The sequence below is a fragment of the Corynebacterium tuberculostearicum genome (assembly GCF_022347235.1).
Lineage (GTDB): Bacteria > Actinomycetota > Actinomycetes > Mycobacteriales > Mycobacteriaceae > Corynebacterium > Corynebacterium tuberculostearicum_F.
Genome location: NZ_JAKRDX010000004.1, coordinates 159001 through 182649 on the forward strand (window position 1 = coordinate 159001; position 23649 = coordinate 182649).

The following is a 23649-nucleotide window of genomic DNA, read 5'->3' on the forward strand; positions in this document are numbered from 1 at the left end:
TAGCCTTGGAAGAATGACTGATTCTTCTCTCGGCGTGCGCTTGGCCAAGGAAGAGGACCGCGACTATCTGGCGAGCCTCTTCCCTTCTTCTATCGCGGACTGGTCCCCCATCGTGGACGGCGGGGTCATCGCCCTGCCCATGACCGCCAACGAGGACCCCACCGTTGCTCCCCGCGGCGCCGCGCTCCTGCGCTACTACCCCGCCGCCGACAAAGGCCCAGCTTTCTTGGGCGATCCCTCGGCGCACCCGCTTGACGACGCCACCTGGCTCACCCCCTTCGACCCCGAAGACATTCCCGAGCTCATCGTCTCCAGCGATGACCCCGCCGCCCGCGAGTTGCTTATTGCCAACGCCATCGACCTCGCGGCCGAGCAGACTGCCCCCGGCATCTCTTCCGCTGAGCCCTTGCCCGGATTTGAAGAGCTCACCCCCGGTAAGTTCTTCCGCCGCTTCTAGCTCGTCCCTATGCTCGGCCGCCCTCCTGCTAACCTAGCTACGATGCTGAAAATAGATGCAACTTATGGACATTCCACCGCTTTGGGGCAGCTGAGTCGCACCTTCGACGCCGGGCGCGTATACGGCTTGAAGGGCCCCAATGGTGCGGGTAAATCTACGCTGCTGCAGACCTTGAGTGGCGAAATTGCCCCGCTGAAAGGCACCGTCTCCATCGACGGTGCCGCACCCGGCAGCGCAGAGGCCGCCGGCTCCGTCATCGCAGTTTCGGATCCGGTCTTCTTGCCCGACCTCACCGTCGGCGAACACTTCACCCTGCTTTCGCGCCGCTCCGGCGTGGACTTTGCCGAGGTCCATGAGCTCTGGGCTATCGACGACGCCATCCGGAACTCCGCGGTCAGCGACCTTTCTTCTGGCCAGCGCCAACGCGTCTACCTCGCCGCCCAGCTCTATCAGCCGGCCAAGGCCCTGCTTATCGACGAACCCGAGCGCCACCTTGACCACACCTGGACCGCCTTCTTGGCCGAGGAGCTGCGCCACCTCGCCGCCGAGGGCCGCTGTGTAGTGCTGGCCTCCCACTCCCCGGCCATCTTCGATGCCTGCGACGAGGTGGTGGAGATTTCATGAAGCTTCTGTCCACAGCCTCCTCAGCCCTCTATTACGCCTTTATAGCGGCGCTCATCGCGAGCGTCAGTGTTTACGCTTGGCAGAATGCCGCCGAGGTTTTGCCCTCGCTCGCGCAGCGCACAGCCGCGGCCCTGCCCGCCACCGCGACCATCGGCGCTGGGGTCGGCTCCCTCGCCCTCATCGTTCTTCTTGAAGCGCTCTATCCGCTGCGCAGCCTTTCGCTCAGCCGGTGGGTCTATGTGGATAGGCCGCGGGGGCGTATGCGGGGCGTCGATAAGCTGTCCATTGCCCAGCTCGCCGGCGTGAGCCTCCTCGGCCTAGCCCTGTGCGCGTCGCTGCGCCTTCCGCTCTATGCGGCGATGGCCCTCCCCTTGCTGCGCATAGCGCTCGGCTGGCGTTCCTTCGACCTCGCCTCGCTTCTTCGCGCGGGCCGCACCCGTGCCGTCAGCTCGTCCTCCTTTGGACTGCTGGATTCTGAGGTTTCTGCCGATGCCATTGCCTCCCAGTCGGCCCGCCTGCGCCCCAGATCGCGCGCCACGGCGTCGCCCAGCCGCCTCTTTTTCCGGCGCCTATACCGCCGCTGGTACATCCCGCTCGGCGCGGTAGCTGTCATCGGCCTCACCCTAGGCCTTGTCCCACAACTCGGCAGCCTGGCGCTCATGGGATTCGCTGCCGCATGGACCATCGTCGGCGCAGCCACCGGCCGCGCCGCATCCTTTGGCCGCATCATCAATGGTGCTTGGCCCGACTGGGGGCTGCCTTTGGCCGCGACCGCTGTTACCGCGGTACTCGGCACCGCCTTCATCGCCGCCGTGTGGAAGCTGCCTGTACTCGTACTCGCCGCGTGCTGTTTAGGACTTACCTATGCCTCTTTCAAGCGCTCCCGCCCAGCGCGAGTGACCACTATGAACATCATCGACACCGGCGGATTCGGTGCTTCATTCTCCCCCGAAGTCTTCGGTTACTTCCTGCGCGGTGGCTACGGCATTGCGGCCATAGCTGTAATCCTCTTTTTCTAGTCGCCCTGCGCTTTCCCCAGGTACGTCACTTCAATAAGTTGCACATACCTGGGGATTTCTTTTGAGCTTTATTCTGTATTACTTCACATAACACAGTTTGTGTTACTATAAGTAATACAGAATAAAGATTGGAGGTGACAGATGTTCATTAACCTCAACCCCGATTCAGATGTCCCCGTCTTCCAACAAATCCACGATGAATTAGTACTGGCCATAGCTCGCGGCCAGCTCTCTGATGGCGACAAGCTAGACCCTGTCCGCCGCGTCGCCAAAGACATAGGCATCAACCCGGCCACCGTGAAGAAGGCGTACGACCTCTTGGTCTCTGACGGCCTCGTTGAAACTGCCGGGCGTTCCGGCTCCATCGTCAGACCCGGCGCTCACACCGAGGCTCAAGAAAGGCAACTAGCTGAGCAATTAGGCCGAGTAGTCGCGCTCGCCCGTGCCCAAGGCTTTAGCCCAGATGAGCTCCACACCCACCTCAGCTCCACTCTTAAACACTTGGAAGTATCCTCATGATTTTCGCCCTTTTAATGGCCGCCACAACTCTCGCAATTACTTGGATTATGGCCAAAGCCCCTTCCCTTGCCTCGCCCGGCACACCGCTCGGTGTGCGCGTGCCAAAGGCCTACCTTTCCGATAGTGCAGTTACCTCTGCGCTTGCTGGATACAAGGTACGTACTTGGGGCTGCGGCATCGCGGCAACAATTCTGTCCCTCTTTGCCTGGAAGTTGCCACTCCTCGCCGCCGTACCGTCCCTCTTGGTAACGCTCGGCGGCTTGTGGGCCTACATCTCTCAACGCCGCCGCATCATCGCGGCGAAAAAGACCGGCGATTGGTTCGACGAGGTCGAAACCACCATCGCTGCTCGTGTTTCCACCACCGCCAATGGCACACCCGAATTCGCAGGCATCCCCACGCCGACTTTTCCGTGGATAACAATGCTCGCCTCGCTGTTGTGTATCGCGGCTGGTGCCATCATCGTCGCTTCCCACTGGTCCGATATTCCTGACCCCGTTCCAGTGCACTGGAATTCTTCCATGGAGGCGGATAATTGGAGCGAAAAGAATATCGGCAGCGTATTTTCTATCTCCTTCATCACCTTAGGAACGCTCTTACTTTTCGCCATCATCTGCTCTTTTATCGCACATAGTGAGGTATCCCCACGTTCAGAACGCAGCATTAAAGCTCGGCTGCGCAACGAGGCCAACCTCGCCTTCACGAATACCGTCATGGGAGTTCTCACCCTGCTCATGTGTGCCGGCATGGCCTTCACGCAAGTAACCGGCCCTGTACCGCAATTTCAGCGGTTTAATGGCGCCGCCATTATCACGATGTTGGTGCTTACCATCGGTGGCAGCATCGGACTGGTTGCGCTTCTTCTCTACAAGCAATCTCAATTATCCGAGCAACTGCGTGGAATCCGCTTTCCCGATGAAGACAAAGAATCACCGGACAATGACCACCTCTATAAATGGGGCGTTATGTACTACAACCCGGAGGATCCGGCGGTACTAGTGGATAAGCGCTTCGGCACCGGCATGTCGTTCAACTTCGCCCGCTGGCAGGCCAAGGCATTCCTCATCATCACGCTTCTGGTTCTAGTCGGCTCAATAGCGCTACCTTTCCTACTAGGCTGAAAATTTTAGCCCTCCCCGCTGAATCAAGATTCTCGTCCATATAAACCACCGATTTCGTCGACGGTTTTGGTGGTTTATATGGACGAAAGTCGCGAAAGCCGCCTGCAGATAGCACAGCGCCCCGCTTCCTAGAGGTTTAGGAAGCGGGGCGCTGGCGTGCGTCAGTTAGTTGATGACGGCGATGAGGTCGCCGCCTTCCACCTTGGTGGCCTGGCCGATGGCCACGCGCTCGACCACGCCATCCTTGGTAGCGGAGATGGAGGCTTCCATCTTCATTGCCTCAATGACGGCGATTTGATCGCCGGCCTTAACCTCGTCGCCAGGCTTGGCGGTGGGGTTGACCACGCCGGCGAATGGTGCGGCGACATGGCCCTCGTTGGAAGGGTCGGCCTTTTCGACGGTAGCGACCGTGGATTCGGCGTTCTCGTCGCGGACCTTCATCGGGCGGATCTGACCGTTGACGTTGAGAACCACGTTACGCATGCCCTTTTCGTCCGGCTCACCCACGGCGTCGAGGCGCACCACGACCTGCTTGAGGTCAGCGCGATCGGTGGAGTCCTCTGGGAAATAGTGGACGACCTTTTCTTCGCCTTCGGTAAGACCGTAGAAGAAGGTGGTATCCGTCAGCGCCTCAGTGTTGCCGTACTTGCGGCGGAACTCGTTGAATTCCTCGAACTGCTTCGGGAACAGGAGGCGGTTCAGGCTGGCGCGGCGCTCATCTGAATTATCGGATTCCAGATGCGGCTGTTCTTCCGCAGGGACCTCGCTCACCTGGGCGCCGGTTTCCTCGCGGCCATCGAGCACCTTATCGCGCAGCTCCGGCCAACCGCCCGGAGGGGTACCGAGCTGGCCGCGGAGGAACTGGTTGACCGAGTCCGGAATATCGAACTTGGTCGGGTTGGCAGCGAAGTCCTTCGGGTCTACGCCTGCACCGACAAGGTGAAGGGCGAGGTCGCCCACGACCTTGGAGGATGGGGTGACCTTGGTCGGGCGACCCAGCATCTCATTGACTGCTGCGTAGGTGTCCTCGATGACCTCGAATCGGTCCGCCAAGCCAAGGGCAGCGGCTTGGGCACGCAGGTTGGACAGCTGGCCGCCTGGAATCTCGTGCTTGTACACGCGACCGGTCGGGCCAGGGATACCGTTTTCAAACGGGGCGTAGAGCTGACGCACAGCCTCCCAGTAGGGCTCGAGATCCGATACGGCCTGCAGGTCGATGCCGGTATCGCGCTTGGACTGAGAGAATGCTGCAATAAGGGCGGACAGCGACGGCTGCGAGGTGGTACCGGCCAACGGCGCGGAGGCGCCGTCGACGATGTCGGCACCGGACAAGGCGGCCGCATAGTAGGTTGCCATCTGGCCGCCCGCGGTATCGTGCGTGTGCACGTGCACCGGCAGGTCGAATTCCTTGCGCAGCGCCATAACCAGCTTGGAAGCAGCCTCAGGGCGGAGCAGACCAGCCATATCCTTGATGGCAAGGATATGGGCTCCGGACTCTACAATCTGCTCGGCCAGCTTGAGGTAGTAATCCAGCGTGTACAGGTTCTCGCTCGGAGAGGAAAGGTCACCGGAGTACGCCATGGCCACCTCAGCAACGGTGGTATTGGTCTCGAGGACGGCATCGATGGCGGGGCGCATCTGGGAGACGTCGTTAAGTGCATCGAAAATACGGAAGACGTCCACGCCGGACTTGGCTGCTTCCTGGACAAAGCCGCGGCAGACCGAGTCTGGGTACGGGGTATAGCCCACGGTATTGCGTCCGCGCAGGAGCATCTGGATGTTCTGGTTCGGCATAGCCTCGCGCAGCATATCCAGGCGGACCCAAGGGTCCTCGTGGAGGAAGCGCATGGCGACGTCATAAGTCGCACCACCCCAAGCCTCGACCGAGAACAGGTTCGGGGTCATGCGGGCTACGGCTTCGGCTGCAGAAACCAGGGCGGTACTACGCACGCGGGTAGCAAGCAGGGACTGGTGAGCGTCGCGGAAGGTGGTATCCGTAACCATCAGCGCATTCTGCTGGCGGATCTTCTCCGCCCACTTTTGCGGGCCAAACTCGAGCAGGTCATCGCGGGAACCGCGCGGGAGCGGCTCGGAAAGGTCCAGCTCAGGGAGCTTATCAAACGGACGCAGAGCCGTCGGACGCTTACCGTTGGGCTTATTAACGGTGGTCTCTGCGATGTACTCGAGGATGCGACCAGATTCGTCGACTGCCGGCGGAGCCTTGAGCAGGTGCGGGTGTGCGTTGATGAATCCGGTGTCCACGCGGGTCTGAGTGAAGTCCGGTTCGCGCAGCAGGGCGCGCAGGAAGCCGATATTGGTGGCCACGCCGGAGACGGTGAACTCGTTGAGCGCACGCTGGGCGCGCTGCACGGCCTGCTCGAAAGTGACTCCACGGCAGGTCATCTTCACCAGCAGAGAGTCGAAGTTGGGCGAAACCTCAGCACCCACGGACGTTGCACCGTCCAGGCGCACGCCGGCGCCGCCCGGCGAACGATACGCGGTCAGCGTGCCGGTATCGGGACGGAAGCCGTTATTCGGGTCCTCGGTGGTGATGCGACACTGCAGGGCAGAACCGGTGATGGAAATCTTGTCTTGGGCGAGGTGAATATCTTCCAGCGATGCGCCGGCCGCGATATTCATCTGGGCCTTGACGATGTCTACGCCGGTGATTTCCTCGGTCACGGTGTGCTCCACCTGCACACGCGGGTTCATCTCGATGAAGACGTGATTGCCGCGCTCATCGACGAGGAATTCCACGGTGCCCGCGCCCTCGTAATTGATGTGCTCACAGAACTTCACCGCATCCTGGCAAATGCGGTCACGCAGCTCAGAATCCAGCGACGGAGCCGGCGCAATCTCTACCACCTTCTGGTGGCGGCGCTGCACCGAACAGTCGCGCTCGAAGAGGTGCACCACGTTGCCCTGGCTATCGGCGAGAATCTGCACCTCGATGTGCTGCGGGTTGATGACCGCGGTTTCCAGGTACACGCTGCCGTCACCGAACGCCGCCTCCGCCTCGCGCGAAGCCTCGGCCGCCTTTTCGCGCAGCTGATCCTCGGATTCCACGAAGCGCATGCCACGCCCGCCGCCACCGGCGACAGCCTTAACGAATACGGGGAAGTTAAAGTCCTTGGAGTATTCCACCAGCTTATCGACGTCCGTCGATGGCTCCGAGTCCTGCAACGTCGGCAGCCCAGCTTCCTTCGCCGCACTAACTGCCGCAGCCTTATCACCGGTCAGGTCCAACGTGCTTGGGGTCGGACCAATGAACTTAATGCCATTGTCCTCACACGCACGAGCAAGATCCGCGCGCTCCGAAAGGAATCCGTAGCCGGGGTAAATGGCATCCGCTTCGGCCTTCTTGGCGGCGCGGATAATCTCATCAATGTCCAAATATGCCTTGACCGGCTGCCCCTCGGCGCCGATGCGGACGGCCTCATCCGCGAAGGCGCGGTGGAAGGAGTTTCGGTCTTCGCGAGGATAGACCGCGACGGTCTTTGCCCCGGTCTCAAAGGCAGCACGGAATGCACGCACGGCGATTTCGCCGCGGTTGGCTACCAGAATCTTTTTGAACGATGGAAGCGCGGGATTAGCCACTTCGGTGTTCCTTTCAACTCGGAAGGTACTGCGATACAGCACCTCCTCTTGGGTGATCCGTATCTCAGTTTAGAGATCGAAACCTTTCTTGTCTGCCCATTTTCAAGCGGATTTTGCCACACTATCCAGCACTTAACCCGTTGCAAGGGAAATTTCTGCCGACCGACCAGTAATAACAGGGTTAGCCGGTCTGTAAATCCTGCAAATTTTTGCCTCAACAAAATATGCAGCGGGGACACCTGCGTGCCCAAGTAAACCGTTGTTGACCGAACGCCTTCCCGGCTATATGGTTACCCACATAGGTGGTAAACCCATACACCACGGAAGGAATCATATGCCGCATGTACGAGAGGCCGCACCATGAGCGATACCCGGCCCATTTATCAGCAACTAGCAGGAGGAATCAGGGACATGATTATTTCCGGTGAGCTCGCCGAGGGCGAACGCGCCCCCAGCACCAATGAGCTTTCGGCTTTCCACTCCGTTAACCCAACTACCTCTGCAAAGGCACTAACCGTCCTCTTCGAGGAGGGCCTGCTGGAAAAGCGGCGCGGTTTGGGCATGTTTGTGCGCGAAGGCGCGCGCGACAACGTCCGCCACCAACGCCAAGAAGCCCTTAGGGAAGATTTCATCGTTCCGCTTCTCAAGGAAGGAGCCGCGCTGGGCTTAAGCGCCAGCGATATCGCCGACCTCATCGAAGCCGAAGGAGACCACCATGACGCACCTTAAGATGCACAATGTCAGCTGCAAGCGCCGCCTGCACGTACCACACCTAGAGCTCACCGCCGGCATGTATGGGCTAATCGGACCCAATGGCGCGGGCAAGACCACGCTCTTGCGCACAGTAGCAGGGTTCCTGCCCGCAAAGGGCAGCATCGATACCTCACAGGTAGCGATTGCGCGCACCGGCGCCGATATCTTGCTCGCCGGTTCCACCGTGGCCCAGCACCTGCGCGCCGCACAGCATGTGCGCGCGGGATTCGACGTGGGGTATGCGGAGGAGCTGTTGGATAAGGTGGGCGTCGATAAGCGCAGCAGAAACCGCGCCTTGAGCACCGGCCAGCGCCAATTGGTTGCCTGTGCCACTGCCCTGGCTGCGCGCACGCCGGTCACCCTCCTCGACGAGCCTTTCAATGGCTTGGACGCGCCAACGCGCACGCGCCTGCGCGAGCTCATTATCGCCCACGCCTCCAGCACCCCGGACTGGCTGCTGGTGCTTTCTTCCCACCGCGCCGAAGACCTCGTCGGCCTGGTTGACCACGTCATTACCGTGCACGACGGCACGGTCAATAAGCCCACCGCCCTGGAGTCCCAACGGCCGCACTACCCCGTTATAAGCGGCAGCACCAAGGACGTGGAGCAAGCACTCGCGCTTGCCGACGCCCTCCCCCTCCACCATTCCTCCCTTGGCTCCACATCCAAGGTGCACGCCTGGTGCCCGGCCCCGTTCCCTGCCGATACCGCAGCCGCCGCCCAGGTCACCGTCTCCTACCTCGACGACGGCCAACTCATTGATTCCCTTGTCTCCCGCGCCCACGAATCCACCCGCACCTCACAAGAGGAGTCCTAGCCATGCAGACACTCAAGACCTTTAATCTCAACGCCACCAAGGCGCTCACCGTCATAAGCATCATCGTCGTGTTGCTGTGGGTTCTCCCGTATGCCGTCCCCAGTGATCCTTCTACCCTCGGTGCCAATCCGACCGGCTGGGGAATATTCGCAGTCTTCATGTGGGGACTCTATTGTGCCTTCGCCGCAACCGAATACCGTTCCTTGCGCGGCCTAGGGATGCACCCCCGGCAATGGCTTACCAGCATGCACGCGACTCTGTGGCTAGCCGCGCTCATTTTTGGTGCCGTCGCTTGGACCGCTTACTACATCGCACTGCAATCGGGTGCGTATGCGAATTCTTCGTGGGCAATCACCCCCGGCACAGTCGAAGCCAGCCTTCCTTTCTGCTATGCAGCAACCTTCGGTAGCTTCGCCTGTGGCCACCTCATTACCGGATACGTTGGCGCGCTCATCGGTGTGGTGGTCAGTAGCGCAAACCAAAGCTCCCTGTTTGTTCGGCTGCTACTTATCGCCGGCATCATCATTGGCCTATTCCTAGCGGATGGCATTCTCATCACGCTCGTAGAATCATTTGGAGCTGCAGAAATCGGCGCACCCTGGCCCGGCATGTTCTTCTTCGCTGGTTTAGCTGCCCTGATCTGCACCGCAGCAATTCACCTGCTCGCGCGGCGCATCCAGCCTTAACCTGCCCCGGTGTTAAATGCACCGATTCCCCCGCCTCCAAGAAGACTGCAGTCTCTGGAGCCGGGGGAATTCTTGTCATACGCTGCCGCTGTACTAGTGGCGGAAACGGTGTGGTTTACTCCAAATCGTCGTGGGCAACGAGGCGTCGCGCAGCCTCGGTGATGGTGCCCGACAGGGACGGGTATACGGCGAAGGAATCGGCCAGCTGGTTCACGGTGAGCTGGTTCGTCACCGCCATGGCGATGGGCAGGATGAGCTCGGAGGCGGTCGGCGCGACGATGACGCCGCCGATAACGCGGCCAGAGGTGGCGCGGCAGAAGAGCTTGACAAAGCCGTGCTGCAGGGAACGCATCTTGGCGCGCGGGTTGGTATTAAGCGGCATGGTGATGGTGCGGGCGGCGACTTCGCCGGCCTCAATCTCTGCCTGGGTAAAACCGACGGCGGCGATTTCCGGTCGGGTGAAGACGGCGTTGGCCACGGTCTTCAAGCGCAGCGGGGAAACGCCCTCGCCAAGTGCGTGGTACATGGCTACGCGGCCCTGCATTGCGGCAACAGATGCCAGCGGGAAGAGGTCAGAGCAGTCGCCAGCGGCGTAGATACCGGCAATATTGGTGCGGGAGACGCGGTCGACCTGAATGTGGCCGGACTTGGCGGTTTCCACGCCGACATTCTCCAGCTTGAGGTCCTGGGTATTCGGGATGGAGCCGATGGACATGATGACGTGGGAGCCGGTGATTTCGCGGCCGTCCTGCGTGGTGACTAGGACGTTGCCGTCCTCGGTGCGGTTGACGGTTTCCACGCGGCAGTTCTTTTCCAGTTCCACACCGCGCTCGCTCAGCACGGTCTCGAGGACGTCGGCCGCGTCGGCGTCGTCATGCGGCAAAATGCGGTCACGGGAAGCAACCATGGTGACCTTCACGCCCAGCTCAGCGAAGGCGGAGACGAACTCGGCGCCGGTCACGCCGGAGCCGACGACGATGAGGTGCTCAGGAAGCTCGGTGAGGTTGTATACCTGCTGCCAGGTGAGGATGCGCTCGCCGTCTGGCTGCGCGCCCGGCAGAATGCGAGGGGTGGCGCCGGTAGCTACCAAGACGAGGTCTGCGTTAATGGTTTCTTCGTGGCCGTCCTCGTTGAATACGGCAGTGACCTTATGGCCGCCGAAGGCATCGGCTTCCTGATCCTCTGGGAAGTAGCCGCGGCCATCGATAACGCGGGCGCCCAAGGATTCCACGGTGGCGCGAATATCGGAAGACTGCTTGCTTGCCAGGTCCAGCACACGCTTATTCAGCGCGGTGAGCGATAGGTCGGCTTGGCCAATGCCCTCGTTGAGCTTCATATCCTCGGCGCGGCGCAGGTCGGTCTTAATATTGGCGCCAGCGATAAAGGACTTGGAGGGAACGCAGTCCAAGATAACGCTGTTACCACCCATGCCTTGGTCTTCAATAATGGTGATTTCTGCACCATATTTGGCGCCTGCCAACGCGGCCTCATAGCCTGCTGGGCCACCGCCGATGATGACGATTCGCTTGGTCTGGTTCAACACGCACTTGCTCCTTTATCGGCTCCACTTTAAAAGTCGCCTACGAGTTTAACGTGTAGAACCTTTCAGCGCGTTAGTTTGTCTCCGCATTCTCCCCTATGAACTGCTCAACCACCGCACCGAAGAGCTTGATGCCCACGCCAATGGCCCGCTCGTCCACGATAAGATCGCCCATGTGCAGGTCATGCTGCTCGCCCTCGCCGGACCAGCAGCCAAGCCGTGCCATGGAACCTGGGACCTTTTCTAGGTACCAGGAAAAGTCCTCGCCGCCGGAGGACTGCGGGGCTTGCACGACGGCCTGCGGGTCGATGGATTGGGCGGCGGAGGCAAGCAGGGCGGTGGCGACGTCGTCGTTAAGCACAGGGGGCACACCCCGGTTGTAGGTCAGCTCATGCTCTACGCCCACCGGCGCGAGGATCTGTTCGACCAGCTCGGTAAAGAGGCTTTGCATATCGCGCCAGATGCCAATATCGGCCGTGCGCATGGTGCCGGTTAGGCTACCGGTCTCCGGAATGGCGTTCGGGGCATAGCCGGAATTGACCTGGCCAAAGACCAAAACGGTGCCGGTGCGCGGGTCAACGCGGCGCGAGAGCAGCGCGGGCAGTTCGGTAATCACCTTGCCCAAGGCATAGACAACGTCGGCCGACAGATGCGGCCGGGAGGTATGCCCGCCTGGGCCCTTGATATTAAGCTCCACCACGTCGGTAGCAGAAGTGATCGCCCCGGCGCGGATACCGATGCGCCCCACGCGCAGCTTGGGCTCGGCGTGGATGGCAAAAATGGAATGCACTCCCTCCAGCGCGCCCCATTCAATGACGTCGGTCGCACCGCCGACCCATACCTCTTCGGCCGGCTGGAAGATGACGCGAATGCCCAGCGGCAGGTCGTGGACGCGCTGAAAATCCGCCAACGCACAGGCCAGGCCGAGCGCCACGGTGGTGTGCACATCGTGGCCGCAGGCATGCATTTTGCCGGGAACCTCAGAGGTATATTCCAGGCCGGTGACCTCGGTGACCGGCAGGGCGTCGATATCGGCACGGAAGGCCAGCCGGCCTAGCTCCGTATCGGGGCCGATGTCCACCATGAGGCCGGTCTGTGGGAAGCGCTGTGGCTCCAAGCCATAGTCCTGCAAGACGGTGGCCAGGAAGTTGGTGGTCTCCACCTCTTGGTTCGCGGTTTCCGGGTGGCGGTGGATATGGCGCCGCCACGCGATGACCTCCGCACGGTGGGCATTGAACCACTCGTTGATGAATTCCGAGATCATCCGCGTGCCTTCCCTGTCGTTGAAATACGTCTGGGTGCAAAGTCTACAACTAGACCATGCGGTTCAGTAACTCAGGTGGTGATGCGGGGTGCGCTAGCTCAAGGCACCATTCCAGGTGGCGGCAAACCGACGCCGGTCCACATAGCCTTGCGGGAAGGGCGCGACGTCCTCGGCAACGGCCACCGCGGAATCGGTCAAATGCCCTTCCACCACGTCCCCGCCGGCCGGCAGCAGTACCGCCGGCGGGATTTCTAGGGCCAAGGCCAGCTTATATACCGTAGACAGCTGCGGATCGGCCATGGCGTGCACGCCATTTTCGTTGCGCTCCAGATTGGAAATTTGGCTGCGCGAGACCCCAGAAATCTCCGCCAGCGCCTGCTGCGAAATCCCCCGACGCTGTCGCACCCGCCGCAATTGTTGCGAAAATCCGTGGCCGTAGCTCGACCACATTAGATGAATGAAACTCATATTCTCCCCCTGGAAAGTGCGGTCGCCTTTCCAGGGAGAAGATTACCTTAAAGGTCGATATTGCGCGGACCGTAGAGGCGGTCGCCGGCATCGCCCAAGCCCGGCACGATATAAGCATCCTCGTTGAGCGAAGGATCGATAGCGGCGGTGACTAGGCGCACCGGCAGATCGGAGTCAGCCAGCGCATCCACACCCGGCTGCGCCGAGACCATGCAGATGGCGGTGATATCGGTGGCGCCACGATCGGCAAGCAGGCGCAATGCGTGCAGCAGGGAACCACCGGTGGCCAGCATCGGATCCACCACGAACACCGTGCGGCCGGTCAGGTCCTCCGGCAGTGCCTCCAGGTATGGCACTGGCTCGTGCGTCTCTTCGTTGCGCGCCATGCCAATGAAGCCGACCTGTGCATCCGGAATCATAGACAGGGCCGGGTCCACCATGCCCAGCCCGGCGCGGATGATCGGCACGATGATAGGCGGGTCCTGCAGGCGGGTGCCCTGTGCGGTAGAAACCGGGGTAGCGCAGTCGAAGTTCTCCACGGCAAGGTCGCGAGATGCTTCATAGACAAGCATGGCGCCCAAGTCTTTCAGGGCGGCGCGGAACGCGGAGTTATCGCTGCGCGCATCGCGCATGAGGGTAAGGCGGGAGGCGGCAAGCGGGTGGTCTACTACGTGGATGTCCATGACCACCACTTTAAACTTTTTGGGAACCAAATGGGCCATCGGGCAGTCCAATAGGGCATGAGACCTTTCACGATCGATACTGACTATGCCCGCCACCTCGCCCGCGACCTGCACGCCCAGTCCCAAGGGGAGAATCCGCCCCACCCCGTTTTGCCTGAAGATTCCGCATTCACCGCTTTCAATGAGGCGGTGCATGCCGCGCTCGATAATGTGGGCGCGCGCATGAGCGTGCTGCGCAACGATATGGGACAGGTTGCCCACTCCGGTTTCCAGATGTCGCGCGAGGCAGAAGACACCGATGCCTCGCTAGGCCAGCACCTTGGGGCGGCGATGTAGATGCTCGATACCGCGCTCAAGCAGATTGCCACCATGCAACCGGCGCAGCTTCCGGAGGTTGAGCTTCCCCGCGTGCCGGATCTTTCCGCTGCCGAGCCTTTGGCCGCTATCGCCCACGGCAATCCCGCTCCCCTACTCGAATCGGCGAAAAATATCGATCTCGATAATGCAACCATCTCTGCCGCGCTCGGACAGGCCCGCACCTTGGTGGCGGGCACCATCCGGGATCTGGTGGGCATCGCCACGCAGCTGGTGCGCCAGGCCCTGCCCACCGCGCTGGGTTTCCTATCGCTGGATCCATCGGCGCGTGCCGCCGCTCTGGCTCAGCTTCGCGCGCTTATCTCCCAGCACCTGGGTATGGCCACTGCCCGCGTGCAGCGCCTGATGGGTGATCTCAGCGCGGCCGCTCAGTCCTTGCAGCCGGTAGCGCAGCGGCCGGTGCACTCCGCGCTTGCCGACGCCCCCGTAAGCCCCACCGGCGCCCAGCACTCCACCGCTCTTCCAGAACAATCCGCCGCGGGCGCTGATGCTGGCGCCGACGCCACCGCACACGAGGTATCTTCTCCCCCGCCCGCACCAAAGCCTTCTGCCGAGGGCGGTTCGGCCGCCGGGCAGGCCGCGGTCGCCGCGGCGAAGAGCCAAGTGGGCCAGCCCTACGTATGGGGCGGCACCGGAAACGGTGGCTTTGATTGCTCGGGCCTTACCCAATGGGCTTATTCACAGGCCGGAGTGGACTTGCCCCGCACGGCGGACCAGCAGACGGTTGGTCAGCAGGTTAGCGCGGATCAATTGCAGCCCGGTGACCTGGTGGTATGGGATGGGCACGTGGCAATGTATTCCGGCAATGGCGAAATCGTGGAGGCCGGAGACCCGGTGCAAACCAACCCGCTGCGCACCACAAATATGGGTATGCAATTCAAAGGCTTTTGGCGGCCCACGGCCTAAGGCCGGTGCGGCCTCGCGCGCTGCTTAGGGCGTTGGGTAGACTAAAACGCCATGAGCACCCGCGCAATTGTACCTGTAAAGCTCTCGCTGACCGAGGGCGATTTTTATACCCTCTGGGCACCCAAGTGGCGCCAACATGGCTCCGAGTGGCAGGCCTTTCTGGGCGATGACGAGGCCGTCCTAGCCTTTAACTCACCCGCCGAGCTGCTGTGCTTCGTGGAGTCTGGCACTAAGCATGATTTGCTGGACCACCCGCACTGGGACCAGTTTGCCGGCCGCGATGCGGACCGCGTTACCCCGGCGGAGCGCGATGAGTATGACCTCATCGGCATGCCGGAGGCGCTGGCTGGTCGCCCGAGCCACCGGAACGTATCCACGGTGGCCCGCAACCTGGAGATGGCCTCCGCGCTTGCCGACGTCGCCGGTGCAGAGCACACCACCATCTTCTTCGCCTCCCACTCCATCCTGCGCAACGTCTCCCGCGGCGCCGACCACTACTCCGGCGAACAGGGCATGAGCGAGTGGTCCGGCGTGGGCCACGTCATCGCCGGCAACTGGAAGAAGGTCATCGAGGACCTGGATGAGCACGTCCGCGTGGTCTCCAGCGATGACTTTGATGCGGCCAAGGTCTCCGATGCCAAGGAGCGCATCTCTTCTGCTGCTGCCGCCTCCGCTGCAGCGGCCAAGGAAGCCGAGGAAAAGCGCAAGGCTGCCGCCGAGGCCGCTGACCCGTACGATAACTCCCCGTGGGCCGCCGCCGGCATCGATCCCATCAAGATCACCGCGCAGTCCAAGTCCGTCTACACCCTGCGCACCTACCTGGACGGCAAGCCCATCTTCTTGGGCAAGTGGGGCGAGATTTTCACCTTCGATTCCCCGAAGACCCTCGTGCGCTGGATCATGGACAACGATGACCACGACCTAGCCCGCGTATCCACCTGGGAAGAGGTTGTCGCCGCCGCTAATGCCGGCGAGCTAGAAATTCAGGTCCACCCGGATAACCAGTACTCCTTCAACGGCATCGTGCGCGATATCGAAAAGGGCCCAGAGGCCGTCGATTCCGATCAGATGGCGCGCTGCTATGAGGTATGCGCCGATGCCGCTGACTGGGCAGGCGACGATTCCATTAACTCTTATATGCTGGCTCACCCGCGCCTGCAGGACTACTTGGGCTACATGCTCGGCTCCACCGAGCACGCCGGCTACGTACCGTCCAAGCCATATAACGAGCACGCTGAGTCCTGGAAGGGCTTGGAAGATATGCTCATCAAGCGCTTCTCCAAGTTCTAAACCCGTACCAGGTCGCGCGGCCCCGGCCGCGCGTGGCATCCGCCGCCCCGCGCCTTTGCCCCGCTGCACAGCAGCTGGGCGGAGCGGGGCGGCTTTTGCGTTTAATCGCCCGCTGCTTCTTGCTCCTAGCGTCGGCTCCGGGTCCGGTCGCGCATGTATTTGTCGAAAATCAGCCACACGACAAAGGCGCTGAGGCCAACAATGGATCGGCCCAGGGTTCCTATCCCAAAGACCCCGCCCAGAATCAGGCCGAGCACAATAAGGCTGATGAAAGTTACGACCCACGACACGTGCGTGTTGTATTTCATCGCTCGTCCTCCCTTAGTACGTGACTTTAGAGGTGGCGGCGAAGGTGGTCAATGAGGGCGTCGATAAGCTCGCGCGATTGCGGCGCCTTGGGTTTAATCTGGTCAAAGCCGTGATAGGCGCCGGCCCACACGTCGAGGGTGGTGTCCACGCCGGCTGCGTCGAGGGCTTGGGCAAAGGCCACGGATTCATCGCAGAAAAGGTCGATGCCGCCCACCCCGATCCACGTGGGCGGCAGGCCGGAAAGATCACTGCGCGTGGCCGGCGAAGCATAGGGCGGCAGGTCAACATCCAGGTGGTCGTCTCCCAGGTACATGGACCACGCGCCGCGGTTCGGGCCCGCCGTCCAGATGAATTGGCCCACCGCACCGGACTTATCCGTGGTGCGGTGATCCAGCATGGGATAGACCAAGCCGAGCGCGCGAACCGGATGGCCCTCATCAAAGGCACGCTGCACCAAGCCCGCGGCAAGGCCGCCGCCGGCGCTATCGCCGGCGACCGCGATGCGCGAGGAATCCCCGCCCAACTTATCGCCGTGTTCTTGCACCCAGCGCAGCGCGGCGTAGCACTCATCATGGTCCGCGGGGAACGGCTCCTGGGTGGATTTGTGGTAGCGCGGGGCCACCACGATGGCGCCGAGCTCTGCCGCCATGCGGGCATTTTGCGGGTCATACATGGCCGGGCCACCGATGAGATGGCCGCCACCATGCGTCCACACCACCACGGGGCGCGGCCCAGCGGTGGCTGTGCCCTGGGAATCGCCGCGTGGGGTAAGCACGCGGGCGCTAAAGGCGTGGCCATCGAAGGAAGCGGAGAACTCCGTAATATCCACCGCGTGCCGCACCGGACGGGAAAAGTCGATGCTGGCAAAGAAGCGGCTGGCGTGGGCAAAGGTGGCGTCGGCAAGCAGGTGCATAGGCAGGTACAAAATCGGGCTGCGCAGCCCCGGTGCCACCTCGCGCAGGTACGGCCGGCGGCTGAGTGCATACGCCGCCATGCCCGCTGCCCCGACCACACCGGTCAGGGCAGCCCCGGCCTTGAATACTCGCGAAACGCGCATTTAGAAATCACGCAGGATACGCTGTGCCAGCGGCTCAGAGGAAGCCGGGTTCTGGCCGGTGTACAGGTTGCGATCCACGATGACGTTCGGGGACATCGGATCGGTCTCCTGGTAATCCGCGCCGAGCTCGCGCAGGCGGGTCTCCAGCGCCCACTTAGCGGCGGCGATGACGTCCTCGCCTTCCTCAGCGTTGCTGAAGGCGGTCATCTTGTAGCCCTTGAACGGCCAGTTCTCGTTATCTACGGCCAGCATCGCTGCCGGGGCGTGGCAGAGCAAGGCAAGCTTGCGGCCAGAATCCATGCGAGCCTGCAGCAGCTTAGCGGAATCCTTGTCATAGGCCAGATCCTCCATCGGGCCATGGCCGCCTGGGTAGAAGATGAGGTCATAGTCTTCCTCATTGACATCGGCCAGGTTCATCGGGTTCTCTAGCGCCACGCCCAACTCTGCCAGGTAATTCTCCTGCGCCATGCGCACGTTATCGGGCAGTACCTCCAGGCTGTACTCGTCTACGACGGGAGCCTTCGCACCCGGGGTGGCGAAGTGGATATCCCAGCCCGCGCCCTGGAAGACGCGGTGCGGGGCAATAAGCTCCTCGGCCCAGTAACCGGTCGGGCGCTTGGTGCCATCGGCCAGGGTCCATTCCTCAGCGGCGGTAACAACAAAAAGTACGGAAGGCATGTAATTCTCCTTTAGTCAGTAGTTTCTTCAGCGGCGTCTGCCAAAGACTCTTCAGTGTCTGGGCCTGCCAGCTCGGGGTCTGAAAGTTCCTCGTATGCTGGCAGGATAACCGTTTCTAGCAGATGCTGCCGTAATTCCTGGTCAGCGAAGGAATTCTCCACCGCTTTGACGGTGAGATCGAAAAATTCCTCCAACCCATAGCCAAAGGTCTCACTCAGCGCGAGGAACTGCTTGGTCAAGGTGGTCTCGCCCGAGGAAATGGTGCAGGTAAAGCCCAGCTGCTGCAGCAGTGGCAGTGGGTGGTCGGTCAGCTCCTCGGCTTCCTCAAGTGGGGTAAAGACCAGGGGAATATGGCGGTCGCGGATGTAGCCAGAGGCCTTGCCCGGCACAATGCCTTCGATATTCGCAGTGAAGTCATCGATCATATTCACCGGGTGGATAAGGCGGTTCACGCCGGCCTGGGCGGCGCGCTCAACTTCCGTGAAGTCCTCGCCCACGTGAATCTGGGTGGGCAGGTAGGCGGCGCGGAAGTCTGCGGCCGCGCCCGCCTGGTTCTGCGGCAGGTTGTAGCCCACCACGGGGGCGTCGTCAGGCACTGCTGCCTCAGGGACCGTGCCGGCCAGGACGATGCGGGAGTCGAGGGAAGGAATGCGGGCTGCACCGGCGGCTTCAACAACCGCGGCAGCGTCTAGGCCAATCGCTGCTGGATCCAGGTGCAATTCCGCGTAGACCACGCCGTCTGCGGCTAGGGCTTCGTAGCGCTCGCGGATGGTCGCGGTAAGTTCCTCCGGCGTAGCGGCCGTGGAGGTAATGGGCTCAAAGAGGGAGACCTTAGGCAGCTTGGCCACTACGTCGGCGGCGGAGTCCTTGTTTTCAGGGCTAATCAAAGGCGCGTCATGCATGCGTCCCATCGTAGGCACGGGCCTAAGATGTGTCATGTCATGAAAAGAATTATCGCTAGTTCCCTCGTTACCGTCCTGCTCAGCGGCGCACCGCTCGCGCTGGCGGAAGAGCCGGAAACTCCGACCACCACGCGTACCGCTGCCCCGAATACCGATAAGTGCCCGCACGCCGAGCGCCCGGAAAAGGCCACCACTACCTCGGAGCGCCTCGCTCCTGGGCAGGCCTCCCCCACCCCGCTGCCGCCGGTGGAGAGCGATGAGGCTTGTGGCACCACGCTGCCCGAAGGGTTCAAGGTGGATAAGGATGTGGTGGCCGCGGCCTGGATGGTCTCCGATATCGATTCCGGCGAAATCATCGCGATGAAGGACCCTAACGGCCGCTACCGGCCGGCCTCCATCATCAAGGCACTGCTGGCGCTGGTGGTTATCGACGAACTGGATCTGCACCAGAAGGTCGAGGTGGGCGAAGAATCGGCACAGATTGACGGCTCAGCGGTCGGCATCGGCCCAGGCGGCACGTACACGGTGGAACAGCTTTTGCAGGGCTTGCTCATGGCCTCTGGCAACGATGCCGCGCACGCGCTGGCACAGGAATTGGGCGGCGACGAGGCCACGCTGCGCAAGGTCAATGACAAGGCGGCCGAGATCGGCACAAATTCCACCTACGCGGCCAGCTACTCTGGGCTCGATGCCCCGGGCATGTCTACCTCGGCCGAGGATATTTCCCGCATTTACCGCGCGGCCTTCCATAACCCGACCTTCGCGCGGATTGTGGATACGGAGTCCGTGGATTTTCCCGGCTGGGGCGACCTTGACGGTTACCAATTAGGCAACGATAACGGGCTCTTCCTCAATGATCCGGATGGCATTGGTGGCAAGACGGGCTTTACCGATGACGCGCACCATACCTTCGTCGGCGCGCTCGACCGCCATGGCCGGCGGCTGCAGGCGGTGCTGCTCGATACCACCGTGGAGCACGGCCCGCGCGCGTGGGAGCAGGCCCAAAAGCTGCTGCACGAGGCCTACAAGGTGCATCCCGGTGATGGCGTAGGGCAGTTGCTTGCCGACGCCCATTCCGACGCCAACTCCCCTGCGTCCCCTGCAGCCACCACGGCACCCGATACCCAGGCGCAATCCGCGAACTCCTCCTTGGCCGGAGTGCAGGGCTGGCTCGGCTGGGTTATCGCCGGCGTCGTAGTGCTGCTGGCTATTTGCGTGGGTGCTTTTTCACTACTTCGGCGTTAGCCCACTCATCGTGGGTGCCGCGGCGATTATTCTTCTCCGAAATAGTGCAGGCGTGCACGCCGGCGCCCACCCAGCTGGCGAACGTACCGGGGCCCGGCACGATATTGACTAGGCGCCACCACTGGCGCTTAGCGGACTGGGTAAGGGTGAGCCGCTCTTTGGTGTCGACGTCGCGCACCGTGTAGCCCATCAGCAGCTTGGCCGGGCTGGCGCCGAGCCAACACTCGGTGCCCAAGGTGTAGAGCAGCAAGATGATGACGCCGCCAATGAACGTCGAAAGCTCATCCACACCGCCGGAGAGCAGCGCGACGCCGAAGCTACCGCTGATGAGTGAGAAAAAGAATAGGTCCAAAATGGCCATGCCGATGCGCGCATCTTGACCGGCGCGCTGGCTAATTTCAGGCGCTGGGTGTTGTAGCAGCGGTGCGGGGACGGCCGCGTTCGCCGTTGCCGGCGGGAATGGATTGTGCTGCGGGGCAAAGGGATTACGCGAATAGGGCGACCCATAGGGGCTCGCGGTCTGCGCAGATCGTGGTTCTTGCTGAGCATGACGGCCTGGCGCCGCCGCCTGACCGGGCTGGAAAGACTGAGCCTGCTGCTGGGACTGCTGTGGCCGCGGGTTCCACTGTCCTACCGCGCCCAGCTGCCCTAGGTCTCCCCAGGTGGGGCGCACTCCCGCCGCGCACGCCTTATCGTATTCCGCCCGCTTGGCAGCAGAGCCCAAGACGCTGGCAGCGATGCGCAGCTGCGCGCGCCGCGGATCTTCAATGTCTTGGCCTTGCTGCTCTAGCGATAAATCCTTGGACTCCAGTAAGACTAAGAGTTCCCGCTCGCCATCGCGGCGGTCTAGTCCCCATTCTTCATAAAGATTCGGTGCGATGTCATTGGCGTTCATAATGATTCATCCTAAAGCTAAACGACCGCTGCGTCCTCACCCCTAAGGGGGAGATTTACTTACGGCGCAACAAGCTCCATGCGCCCACGGCCGCAGCACCCAATGCGGCACCGACGCCGAAGGTCGCACCTGCAGGCGCGCCTTCCTTGACCTCGTTGCGGACGCGAATAACGGCTGGCTCTGGGACCGGCGGGTGAGCGTACTTCAGGGACTCGGCGGTGGTGGCGGTCCACGCGGAGATGTAGAGCACCACGCGCCAAATCAGATACATGACCACCATGAGCACGATGACTGGGCCGAAGACCGCGCCGGCAGGGCTGCCGGTAGCAGAGGACATAATGAGCGTGGACAGCTGCTTGAGCAGCTCAAAAGCCACGGCACCGATGGCCGCGCCGATAAGGCCGGACTTCTTCGGCACCTTGGTGCGCGGCAGGATCATAATCAGCCACCACATGACGATGAGGTTGGCCAGAAGGCCCACTGCCAAGCCGACAAAGAAAATAACCGAGTCCATGCCCGGGAAGGACTCGATTCCTACGCGCTCAAAGATCTTCTGGGTAAGGCCGGAGGACCCGGCAGCGGTCACGCCAAAGGCGATGAGGAACGCCACGATAAGGCCAATGAGGCCCACCAGGTCAGACAACTTCTTCTTCAAGAAGGAACCGCCCTCGTTGGCATCGATGCCCCACATGGCCGAGATACCGATGCGCAGGTTGTTCATCCAGCCTAGGCCGGACCACAGGGTGGTCAAACCACCGATACCGAACATGGCGCCGCGTTGGTCAATGGCGGTATCCAAGATCTCATTGACCGTATCTCCCATATCGCCATCGATAGAACTGGTGATATGGGATTGCAGATCATTGAGCAGGTCCTCGCGGTTAGCCAAGACGGCGGCGACGGTGGCCACGACCAGCATGGCAAGCGGGAAGATGGAGAGCACCGAATAATAGGTGATGCCGGCGGCAAACTGGTTGCCGCCTTCGGCACCGTAGCGCTCGTTCATGCGCATGAGGTGGTCAACGAATCCGGACTTGGAGCGGATTTTATCTACCGCACCGGGATCGTCGGCATTGGCGCGTTCGATGCCGTAGTGGTCCGTCTTCTTCGAGGAGGATTGCGTGGTGGTAGGCACGTGCTTCCCTTCTTGCTCGCACAGTTTTTATCTCACCTAGAGTAACTGGCAGATGCCCACTTGTCCCTTTGTGGGGTGGGGTGCGGGGGAAGCGGCTGCTTGCTACTTGCGCAGGCGGGGAAGGAAGCCGACCTTTTCATAGACGGCGTCGACAAGCGGCTGGGCAATCTCCTGTGCCGTCTCCGCGCCCTGCGCCAGGATGCGCTCGAGCTCGCCGCGGTCCGCCATCAACTCGTCATAGCGCGCCTTGAGCGGAGTGGTAAATTCCTGCAGCGCGTCGGCGGTATCGACCTTGAGGTGGCCGTAGCCCTGGCCGGCGTACTTTTCCACCAAGGAATCGATGGATTCACCGGTGAGCGCAGACTGGATGACCAGCAGGTTGGACACACCCGGCTGGTTATCGCGGTCGAAGGCCACCGAGCCCAAGTCATCCGTCACGGCGGACTTGATGCGCTTAGCCGAGGTCTTCGGCGCATCGAGCAGGTTGACCAGGCCCTTCGGGTTGGCGCCGGACTTAGACATCTTGGACGTCGGCTCTTGTAGGTCATAAATCTTTGCCGCACCCTCTGGGATGAATGGCTCCGGCACCTTGAAGGTCTCGCCATACTTATTGTTGAAACGCTCGGCCAGGTTGCGGGTCAGCTCCAGGTGCTGGCGCTGGTCCTCGCCCACCGGCACATAATCCGGCGAGTAGAGCAAGATATCGGAGGCCATGAGAACCGGGTAGGTAAATAGGCCCACCGAGGTGCGATCCGAGCCCTGCTTGGCGGACTTATCCTTGAACTGGGTCATACGGGAGGCCTCGCCAAAACCGGTAAGGCACTGCAGTACCCAGGTCAGCTCCGCGTGGGCGGGCACGTGCGACTGCACGAAGAGCGTGGACTTTTCCGGATCAATGCCCAAGGCAATGAGCTGTGCGGCACCCGCGATGGTGCGGTTGCGCAGCTCCTCCGGATTTTGCTCCACGGTGATCGCGTGCAGGTCAGGAATGAAGTAGAAGGCGTCATAGCCGTCCTGCAGGTCAATCCACTGCTTCAGCGCTCCCAGGTAATTACCCAGGTGATAGGAATCAGCGGTGGGTTGGATACCGGACAGGACACGGGAAACGGTGGAATTGTCTGCAGTCATGGTGCCTTATCCTACCCCCTAGCCTCGCCGCGCGGTTCACATCCTTCCCCGGCGCCGCCTCTTGATTTCTAGCGGTCGTGGAAACACCTGACATGGGTTAGGTGATTGTGTGGAGTCGAAATGGGTTCCGGATTCTGCTGTTGTGGCGCGGTTTGCGTCGTTGGTTCGGGCTGGTAGTTCA

Annotated in this window: 23 protein-coding genes; 12 read left to right on the forward strand and 11 right to left on the reverse strand. The window is 61.7% G+C overall.

What is annotated here, in order from left to right; genetic code table 11:
* Window positions 1-13: 13 nt before the first annotated feature.
* From MHK09_RS03775 to MHK09_RS03795, 5 genes are all read left to right on the forward strand, one after another.
* Complete coding sequence (locus MHK09_RS03775; protein WP_179387451.1) at window positions 14-457, forward strand: hypothetical protein; 444 nt, start codon at window positions 14-16, stop codon at window positions 455-457.
* 42 nt (window positions 458-499) lie between these two features.
* On the forward strand, window positions 500-1081 hold the full coding sequence (locus tag MHK09_RS03780; protein ID WP_250411323.1) for an ABC transporter ATP-binding protein: 582 nt from the start codon (window positions 500-502) through the stop codon (window positions 1079-1081).
* A complete protein-coding gene (locus MHK09_RS03785) occupies window positions 1078-2100 on the forward strand; it encodes an ABC transporter permease (protein WP_250411319.1) in 1023 nt (340 codons plus the stop codon). Before MHK09_RS03780 ends, MHK09_RS03785 begins: the two co-directional genes overlap by 4 nt.
* 141 nt (window positions 2101-2241) lie before the next feature.
* On the forward strand, window positions 2242-2619 hold the full coding sequence (locus tag MHK09_RS03790) for a GntR family transcriptional regulator (RefSeq protein WP_179387448.1): 378 nt from the start codon (window positions 2242-2244) through the stop codon (window positions 2617-2619).
* 47 nt (window positions 2620-2666) lie between these two features.
* Window positions 2667-3740 (forward strand): DUF5808 domain-containing protein, encoded by a 1074-nt coding sequence (locus tag MHK09_RS03795; protein ID WP_250412697.1) that lies wholly within the window; start codon window positions 2667-2669, stop codon window positions 3738-3740.
* A 165-nt stretch (window positions 3741-3905) separates the two neighbouring features.
* Here MHK09_RS03795 and MHK09_RS03800 read toward each other — a convergent pair whose 3' ends face one another.
* Window positions 3906-7337, reverse strand: a complete 3432-nt coding sequence (locus tag MHK09_RS03800; protein ID WP_250408810.1) for a pyruvate carboxylase — start codon at window positions 7335-7337, stop codon at window positions 3906-3908.
* A 360-nt stretch (window positions 7338-7697) separates the two neighbouring features.
* Between MHK09_RS03800 and MHK09_RS03805 the strand changes: the two genes are divergently transcribed.
* From MHK09_RS03805 to MHK09_RS03815, 3 genes are read left to right on the forward strand one after another with little or no spacing between them, the layout of a single operon-like run.
* Window positions 7698-8066 (forward strand): GntR family transcriptional regulator, encoded by a 369-nt coding sequence (locus MHK09_RS03805; RefSeq protein ID WP_005326752.1) that lies wholly within the window; start codon window positions 7698-7700, stop codon window positions 8064-8066.
* The gene (locus MHK09_RS03810) at window positions 8053-8907 is read left to right on the forward strand and encodes an ATP-binding cassette domain-containing protein (RefSeq protein WP_250408809.1); all 855 of its coding nucleotides are present in this window, start codon (window positions 8053-8055) and stop codon (window positions 8905-8907) included. The genes MHK09_RS03805 and MHK09_RS03810 overlap by 14 nt, the downstream gene beginning before the upstream one ends.
* Before the next feature lie 2 nt (window positions 8908-8909).
* Window positions 8910-9593, forward strand: a complete 684-nt coding sequence (locus MHK09_RS03815) for a hypothetical protein (protein WP_005326756.1) — start codon at window positions 8910-8912, stop codon at window positions 9591-9593.
* A gap of 115 nt (window positions 9594-9708) precedes the next feature.
* Here MHK09_RS03815 and MHK09_RS03820 read toward each other — a convergent pair whose 3' ends face one another.
* The 4 genes from MHK09_RS03820 to upp form a co-directional block, all read right to left on the reverse strand.
* Window positions 9709-11136 (reverse strand): NAD(P)H-quinone dehydrogenase, encoded by a 1428-nt coding sequence (locus MHK09_RS03820; protein ID WP_200435830.1) that lies wholly within the window; start codon window positions 11134-11136, stop codon window positions 9709-9711.
* 70 nt (window positions 11137-11206) lie between these two features.
* Window positions 11207-12397, reverse strand: coding sequence for a M20 family metallopeptidase (locus tag MHK09_RS03825; RefSeq protein WP_250412698.1), 1191 nt, complete (start codon window positions 12395-12397; stop codon window positions 11207-11209).
* A 93-nt stretch (window positions 12398-12490) separates the two neighbouring features.
* Window positions 12491-12865 carry a helix-turn-helix domain-containing protein gene (locus MHK09_RS03830; protein ID WP_250412699.1) on the reverse strand — a complete coding sequence of 125 codons (375 nt, stop codon included), beginning with the start codon at window positions 12863-12865 and terminating at the stop codon, window positions 12491-12493.
* A gap of 47 nt (window positions 12866-12912) precedes the next feature.
* Window positions 12913-13548, reverse strand: a complete 636-nt coding sequence (gene upp / locus MHK09_RS03835) for a uracil phosphoribosyltransferase (protein ID WP_034667911.1) — start codon at window positions 13546-13548, stop codon at window positions 12913-12915.
* Between the two features lie 57 nt (window positions 13549-13605).
* Between upp and MHK09_RS03840 the strand changes: the two genes are divergently transcribed.
* Genes MHK09_RS03840 through MHK09_RS03850 form a run of 3 tightly spaced genes read left to right on the forward strand, consistent with a single transcriptional unit; the run spans window position 13606 to window position 16119 of the window.
* Window positions 13606-13884 (forward strand): hypothetical protein, encoded by a 279-nt coding sequence (locus MHK09_RS03840; RefSeq protein ID WP_005322591.1) that lies wholly within the window; start codon window positions 13606-13608, stop codon window positions 13882-13884.
* Window positions 13885-14829 carry a C40 family peptidase gene (locus tag MHK09_RS03845; RefSeq protein ID WP_250408807.1) on the forward strand — a complete coding sequence of 315 codons (945 nt, stop codon included), beginning with the start codon at window positions 13885-13887 and terminating at the stop codon, window positions 14827-14829.
* Window positions 14830-14880: 51 nt separating this feature from the next.
* Window positions 14881-16119, forward strand: a complete 1239-nt coding sequence (locus MHK09_RS03850; RefSeq protein WP_005326765.1) for a SatS C-terminal domain-containing protein — start codon at window positions 14881-14883, stop codon at window positions 16117-16119.
* 334 nt (window positions 16120-16453) lie between these two features.
* Here MHK09_RS03850 and MHK09_RS03855 read toward each other — a convergent pair whose 3' ends face one another.
* From MHK09_RS03855 to MHK09_RS03865, 3 genes are read right to left on the reverse strand one after another with little or no spacing between them, the layout of a single operon-like run.
* The gene (locus MHK09_RS03855) at window positions 16454-17485 is read right to left on the reverse strand and encodes an alpha/beta hydrolase (protein ID WP_250412700.1); all 1032 of its coding nucleotides are present in this window, start codon (window positions 17483-17485) and stop codon (window positions 16454-16456) included.
* Complete coding sequence (locus tag MHK09_RS03860) at window positions 17486-18163, reverse strand: type 1 glutamine amidotransferase domain-containing protein (RefSeq protein WP_250412701.1); 678 nt, start codon at window positions 18161-18163, stop codon at window positions 17486-17488. It lies immediately after the preceding gene.
* An 11-nt stretch (window positions 18164-18174) separates the two neighbouring features.
* Window positions 18175-19065 (reverse strand): adenosine deaminase, encoded by an 891-nt coding sequence (locus MHK09_RS03865; protein ID WP_436232100.1) that lies wholly within the window; start codon window positions 19063-19065, stop codon window positions 18175-18177.
* Window positions 19066-19104: 39 nt separating this feature from the next.
* Between MHK09_RS03865 and MHK09_RS03870 the strand changes: the two genes are divergently transcribed.
* Entirely contained in the window at window positions 19105-20310 is a 1206-nt protein-coding gene (locus tag MHK09_RS03870) for a D-alanyl-D-alanine carboxypeptidase family protein (RefSeq protein ID WP_005322614.1), read from the forward strand.
* Here the strand turns inward: MHK09_RS03870 and MHK09_RS03875 are convergent.
* The 3 genes from MHK09_RS03875 to trpS form a co-directional block, all read right to left on the reverse strand.
* Window positions 20273-21205: an RDD family protein gene (locus MHK09_RS03875; RefSeq protein ID WP_005322615.1), complete on the reverse strand. Its 933-nt coding sequence runs from the start codon at window positions 21203-21205 to the stop codon at window positions 20273-20275. The genes MHK09_RS03870 and MHK09_RS03875 overlap by 38 nt on opposite strands.
* Window positions 21206-21260: 55 nt before the next feature.
* Window positions 21261-22340 (reverse strand): YhjD/YihY/BrkB family envelope integrity protein, encoded by a 1080-nt coding sequence (locus MHK09_RS03880; protein WP_005322616.1) that lies wholly within the window; start codon window positions 22338-22340, stop codon window positions 21261-21263.
* 102 nt (window positions 22341-22442) lie between these two features.
* Window positions 22443-23468, reverse strand: a complete 1026-nt coding sequence (gene trpS, locus MHK09_RS03885; protein WP_250408800.1) for a tryptophan--tRNA ligase — start codon at window positions 23466-23468, stop codon at window positions 22443-22445.
* Window positions 23469-23649: the final 181 nt, after the last annotated feature.